This is a genomic window from Neobacillus drentensis, from assembly GCF_036962125.1.
GTDB classification, from domain to species: Bacteria; Bacillota; Bacilli; order Bacillales; family Cytobacillaceae; genus Neobacillus; species Neobacillus drentensis_B.
In genome coordinates, this window is record NZ_JBALOA010000019.1 from 92,086 (window position 1) to 97,377 (window position 5,292).

Below are 5,292 nucleotides of genomic sequence, written 5' to 3' on the forward strand. Positions count from 1 at the left end.
TGTTTCCTTTATCTCAGTTGGAGCGCTCCAGGCCATACGCCGCTGAACAGGGAGCTTCCGCTTTTCTTGTTGATAAGCCGTTTTTGTGGAATGTTCCCCATTGCTTTGCTAAAACTAAATTAAGTGAATTGAAATTAAGGGAGTTTTTATCATGAAAGTTGCTACACCGAAGCCATTTACATTCGAAGGAGGAAAACGAGCCGTTCTTCTTTTGCATGGCTTTACCGGTAATTCGGCTGACGTCCGGATGCTGGGGAGGTTTTTGGAAAAAAAGGGCTATACCTGTCATGCCCCCCATTATAAAGGGCACGGAGTACCGCCTGAAGAACTAGTGCATACAGGGCCAAAAGATTGGTGGCAGGATGTCCTCAATGGCTACCAATTTTTAAAAAATAAAGGTCACTCAGAAATTGCCGTGGCCGGATTATCCCTAGGTGGCGTATTTTCCTTGAAATTGGGTTACACTGTACCTATAAAAGCCATTATTCCGATGTGTGCGCCGATGCATATAAAAAGTGAAGAGGTTATGTACGAAGGAATTCTTGAATACGCTCGTGAATTTAAAAAACGTGAAGGAAAATCGACTGAGCAAATCGAAATGGAAATGAATGAGTTTAAGAAAACACCAATGAAAACCTTAAAGGCCTTACAGGCATTGATTGCCGATGTACGGGGAAATGTGGATATGATCTACGCGCCTACATTTGTCGTTCAGGCACGTCATGACAAAATGATTAACACCGAAAGTGCAAACATCATTTATAACGAAATCGAATCAGTTTTTAAAGAATTAAAATGGTATGAGCAGTCTGGTCACGTCATCACACTCGATCAAGAGCGAGAGCAGTTACATGAGGATGTGTATACCTTTTTGGAAAAACTAAACTGGCACGATTAACAAAGCAGCTACAAAGGAGGATTAGTTTGGAAGATAACATGCAAAAGCATATTGATAAGGTTTTACAATATATGAAGGATGAGGCTTACAAGCCGTTAACAGTTCAAGAGCTTGAGTCTGCCTTTGGAATTCAGGACTCCAGTGACTTTAAGGAATTTGTCAAAGCACTCGTCCAAATGGAGGAAAAGGGTTTAGTGGTTAGAACCCGCAGTAACCGCTACGGGCTTCCTGAAAAAATGAACTTAATTCGCGGCAAACTAATCGGTCATGCAAAAGGTTTTGCTTTTGTCGCACCGGATGAACCGGGAATGGATGATATTTTTATTCCGCCAAATGAAACCAATACGGCGATGCATGGAGATGTTGTCTTAGCACGTGTTTCCTCTGAAAGCGCAGGCCAGCGCCGCGAAGGAAGTATTATCCGTATTATTGAACGCGGAGTTCAGCAAATCGTCGGAACGTATGTGGAGAGCAAAAGCTTTGGTTTTGTTATTCCCGATGATAAGAAGTTTGCCAGTGACATATTTATTCCCAAATCCGCTTCAAAAGGAGCAGTCGAGGGTCATAAGGTTGTAGTAAAGTTAATCACCTATCCAGAAGGGCGAAAAAGTGCAGAAGGTGAAGTCATCACAATTCTCGGTCACAAAAACGACCCGGGTGTTGATATTCTTTCAGTCATACATAAGCACGGCTTGCCAATGGCCTTCCCGGACGAGGTGTTAAAACAGGCGAATGAGGTACCTGACACCATTGACGAAAGTGAATTAGCGAACCGCCGCGACTTAAGAAATGAGATGATTGTCACGATTGACGGTGCCGATGCCAAAGACTTGGATGACGCTGTCACCGTTACAAAGCTGGCAAATGGTAACTATAAGCTCGGTGTCCATATTGCTGACGTAAGCTATTATGTAAAAGAAGGAACGCCAATCGATCTGGAAGCAGAGGAACGAGCAACGAGTGTTTATTTAGTTGACCGGGTAATCCCGATGATTCCGCATCGATTATCTAATGGAATTTGTTCCTTAAATCCAAAGGTGGACCGACTTGTTCTCTCTTGTGAAATGGAAATCACCTCAGAGGGTGCCGTGGTTTCACATGAAATTTTTCAAGCGGTGATAAAAACGACAGAGCGCATGACCTACCATGATGTAAATCTAATTCTGGCAGAACATGATGAAGAGACGCGCAAGCGATATGAACTGCTCGTACCGATGTTCGAAATGATGGAAGAATTAGCAGCCATTTTACGAAATAAACGGATGAAGCGCGGCGCAATCGATTTTGATTTTAAGGAATCAAAGGTCCTTGTTAATGAGGAAGGCAAGCCGACCGATGTCGTGTTACGTGAACGTTCGGTGGCGGAAAAATTAATTGAGGAATTTATGCTAGCAGCCAACGAAACCGTCGCTGAGCATTTCCACTGGATGGAAGTTCCGTTTATATACCGAATTCACGAGAATCCAAAGGAAGATAAGCTGCGGAGATTTTTCGAGTTTATCACCAACTTTGGCTACATTGTAAAAGGTACAGCTAATGACGTTCATCCAAAGGCCCTTCAAGAAATCATTGAAGAGGTTCAAGGGAAGCCAGAGGAAATGGTGGTCTCGAAGGTGATGCTGCGCTCGATGCAGCAGGCAAAATATGACCCAGAAAGCCTCGGACATTTTGGGTTATCCACCGAGTTCTATACCCATTTTACCTCGCCGATTCGCCGGTATCCGGATACAATCGTGCACCGCTTAATCCGGACGTATTTGATTGAAGGCAAGCTTGATTCGACCACACAAGAGAAATGGAATGTACGCTTACCTGAAATTGCTGATCATTCTTCTAAAATGGAGCGCCGCTCTGTTGATGCTGAGCGGGAAACCGATGATTTAAAGAAAGCCGAATATATGGCGGATAAAATTGGCGAAGAGTACGATGGAATTATCAGCTCTGTCACCAATTTTGGAATGTTTGTCGAGCTTCCGAATACCATTGAAGGTCTTGTTCATGTCAGCTATATGACGGATGATTATTATCGGTATGATGAGCGCCATTTAGCCATGATTGGGGAGCGGACAGGGAATGTTTTCCGAATTGGTGATGAGATTACTATTCGGGTAGTAAAGGTTAATAAAGAAGAGCGGGCGATTGATTTTGAAATTGTCGGCATGAAGGGTACTCGACGACTGGAGCGCTCAGAGACACCTAGGGTTTTCAGTACGGGAAGCGACACCAAGAAACCGCGCAGAAATAAACAGCAAGGCGGCGGTCGTGGTCAAGGCGGCAATGGCAAATCAGATGGCGGCCGTGGCGGTCGTAATCAGGCCGGAAATTCTGAAGGCAACAACGGCCAAGGGAATAAAGCGAAGAAAAAACGTAAATTTTATGATAATGTCCCGAAAAATAAAAGTAATAAGCGGAAAAACAAATAATTAAGGTAAGGGGAGCCTTTTAAGAGGCTCCTTTTCATTGTCCTATCGGTGGTGTTCTGCTAAAATAAAGCCAAAGAATGAGGTGAAAAAGAGATGCCAAAAGGTGAAGGAAAAGTGGTTGCGCAAAACAAAAAGGCATATCATGACTATTTTATTGAAGAAACCTATGAAGCGGGAATCGTTCTGCAGGGGACCGAAATTAAGTCAATTCGTGGGGGAAAAGTGAATCTTAAGGATGCCTATGCACGAATTCAAAATGGTGAGGCCATCCTTTTCGGGATGCATGTCAGTCCGTATGAACAAGGAAACATTTTTAATCATGACCCATTACGAACACGGAAGCTATTACTCCATAAGCGTGAAATTAATAAGTTAATTGGCGAAACGAAAGAGGCTGGTTATGCACTGGTTCCGTTAAAGCTTTATTTGAAAAATGGTTTTTGCAAAGTTTTAATCGGGCTTGCCAAGGGTAAGAAAAACTATGATAAGCGCGAATCCTTAAAGCAAAAAGAAGCAAAGCGTGAAATCGAACGGGCTTTCCGCGATCGTCAGAAGATGTAATCGGGTTCATTGATTTGTGAATTGGAAATTATTTTACAGATACTTGCAATTGAAATATGCCTCAAGTATGTTATAATAAGTTTGTCGCTAAGTTAGCGATGAGATACTTTGCTCAAAGAACATGTTGAGCATCCTAACGTCTACAGCTTAAATCTTTAACTAGATTGCAGCTCCTTTTATTATGGGGACGCTACGGATTCGACAGGGGTAGTTTGAGCTTAGGTCGCGAGTCGAGGGGATCGGCCTCGTTAAAACGTCAAAGCCATAACTGGCAAAACTAACAACAACCTAGCTTTCGCAGCTTAATAACTGCATAGCTGTTCGCCCCTCCATCGCCTATGTGGTAGGGTAGCGGACTCACTCTTAGTAGGCTACGCCGGAGTCCACCGCCTGAGGACGAAGGAAGAGAACAACCAGGCTAGCTGACCGGACGCCGGTCGATAGGCATATGGCTTCAGCGAAACACCAATATATCGACTACACTCGTAGAAGCTTAAGTGGCGATATCTTTGGACGTGGGTTCGATTCCCACCGTCTCCACTACATAGTGGAAAAAACAGACCAGCAGAGATGCTGGTCTGTTTTTATATCTAAAAATAGAATATATGTGGAAGTGGACTAGTTGACAGCTAGTCTTTTTTATTTCTAATTTCAGTTTTAAAAATGCTACCCAACGTCAATAATGACAAGTAGTTGAAAGTTGGGGGTGCTATTGTGAAAGAGGAATTAAAGATTTTTTATCATATTTTTACGACAACTAAGGATGCTATTGAAAAATTTATGAATATGTTGGATCCCGTCATTCAGAACGCCACTGATGAGCATGAACGTCTTTATTATCATCATATTTTTGAAGAAGAGGAGCAGCGGCTTTCACGTTTAGTTGAGCTGATTCCGCTTATCAGTAAGTTTGAAAACGAAAAGGGTGAGAGAGACTTTGCACCGACCAATAATGAATTTAATCGGTTACTCCAAGAACTGAATCTCGAAAAATTCGGGTTACATAATTTTGTTGAACATCTGGACCTAGCCTTGTTTCGTTTTACGGATGAGGAACGGAGTGCGATGCTGAACCAGTTACGGGAGGTATCCTATAAAGATTATCAGCAAGTCAAAGCGATGCTAATTGACATCAATAAACGGTTTGATAATGATTACGTGGACCCGTCAGACCATCATGATCACGATCATGATCACCTAGATAGATCAGCTTCAGTGGCTGTTCCAGCAATTGCTAGTGCTAAATATAAAAAGGGCTTTACCGTAGGAAGTTTAATTTAGGCAGTTTTTACATAAGTGAATACTCTTAATATGTTCGATTTTTGATGTTTGGCGGAATAAGTAGTGAAGATGGCGGGATTCTTCTCAAGTTTGGCGGAATCAATCCCAGAATTGGCGGAATCCATGCAC

At 42.7% G+C, this 5,292-nt stretch carries 4 protein-coding genes and 1 other RNA gene; all 5 read left to right on the top strand.

Going from position 1 to position 5,292, the window contains the following annotated elements:
- Positions 1-151: 151 nt before the first annotated feature.
- Complete coding sequence (locus V7121_RS17510; protein ID WP_335500998.1) at positions 152-898, top strand: alpha/beta hydrolase; 747 nt, start codon at positions 152-154, stop codon at positions 896-898.
- 38 nt (positions 899-936) lie between these two features.
- Complete coding sequence (gene rnr, locus V7121_RS17515) at positions 937-3,321, top strand: ribonuclease R (protein WP_420490624.1); 2,385 nt, start codon at positions 937-939, stop codon at positions 3,319-3,321.
- A gap of 93 nt (positions 3,322-3,414) precedes the next feature.
- On the top strand, positions 3,415-3,882 hold the full coding sequence (gene smpB / locus V7121_RS17520; RefSeq protein ID WP_026567812.1) for an SsrA-binding protein SmpB: 468 nt from the start codon (positions 3,415-3,417) through the stop codon (positions 3,880-3,882).
- 183 nt (positions 3,883-4,065) lie between these two features.
- Positions 4,066-4,425, top strand: a transfer-messenger RNA (tmRNA) gene (gene ssrA, locus V7121_RS17525).
- 171 nt (positions 4,426-4,596) lie between these two features.
- Positions 4,597-5,163 (top strand): IMEF encapsulin system ferritin-like cargo protein, encoded by a 567-nt coding sequence (locus tag V7121_RS17530; protein ID WP_335501002.1) that lies wholly within the window; start codon positions 4,597-4,599, stop codon positions 5,161-5,163.
- Positions 5,164-5,292: the final 129 nt, after the last annotated feature.

What these genes read in the sequence shown, in the direction of transcription:
- V7121_RS17510 (WP_335500998.1), top strand. Translation starts at nt 152, where the DNA reads ATGAAAGTTGCTACACCGAAGCCATTTACATTCGAAGGAGGAAAACGA.
- rnr (WP_420490624.1), top strand. Translation starts at nt 937, where the DNA reads ATGCAAAAGCATATTGATAAGGTTTTACAATATATGAAGGATGAGGCT.
- smpB (WP_026567812.1), top strand. Translation starts at nt 3,415, where the DNA reads ATGCCAAAAGGTGAAGGAAAAGTGGTTGCGCAAAACAAAAAGGCATAT.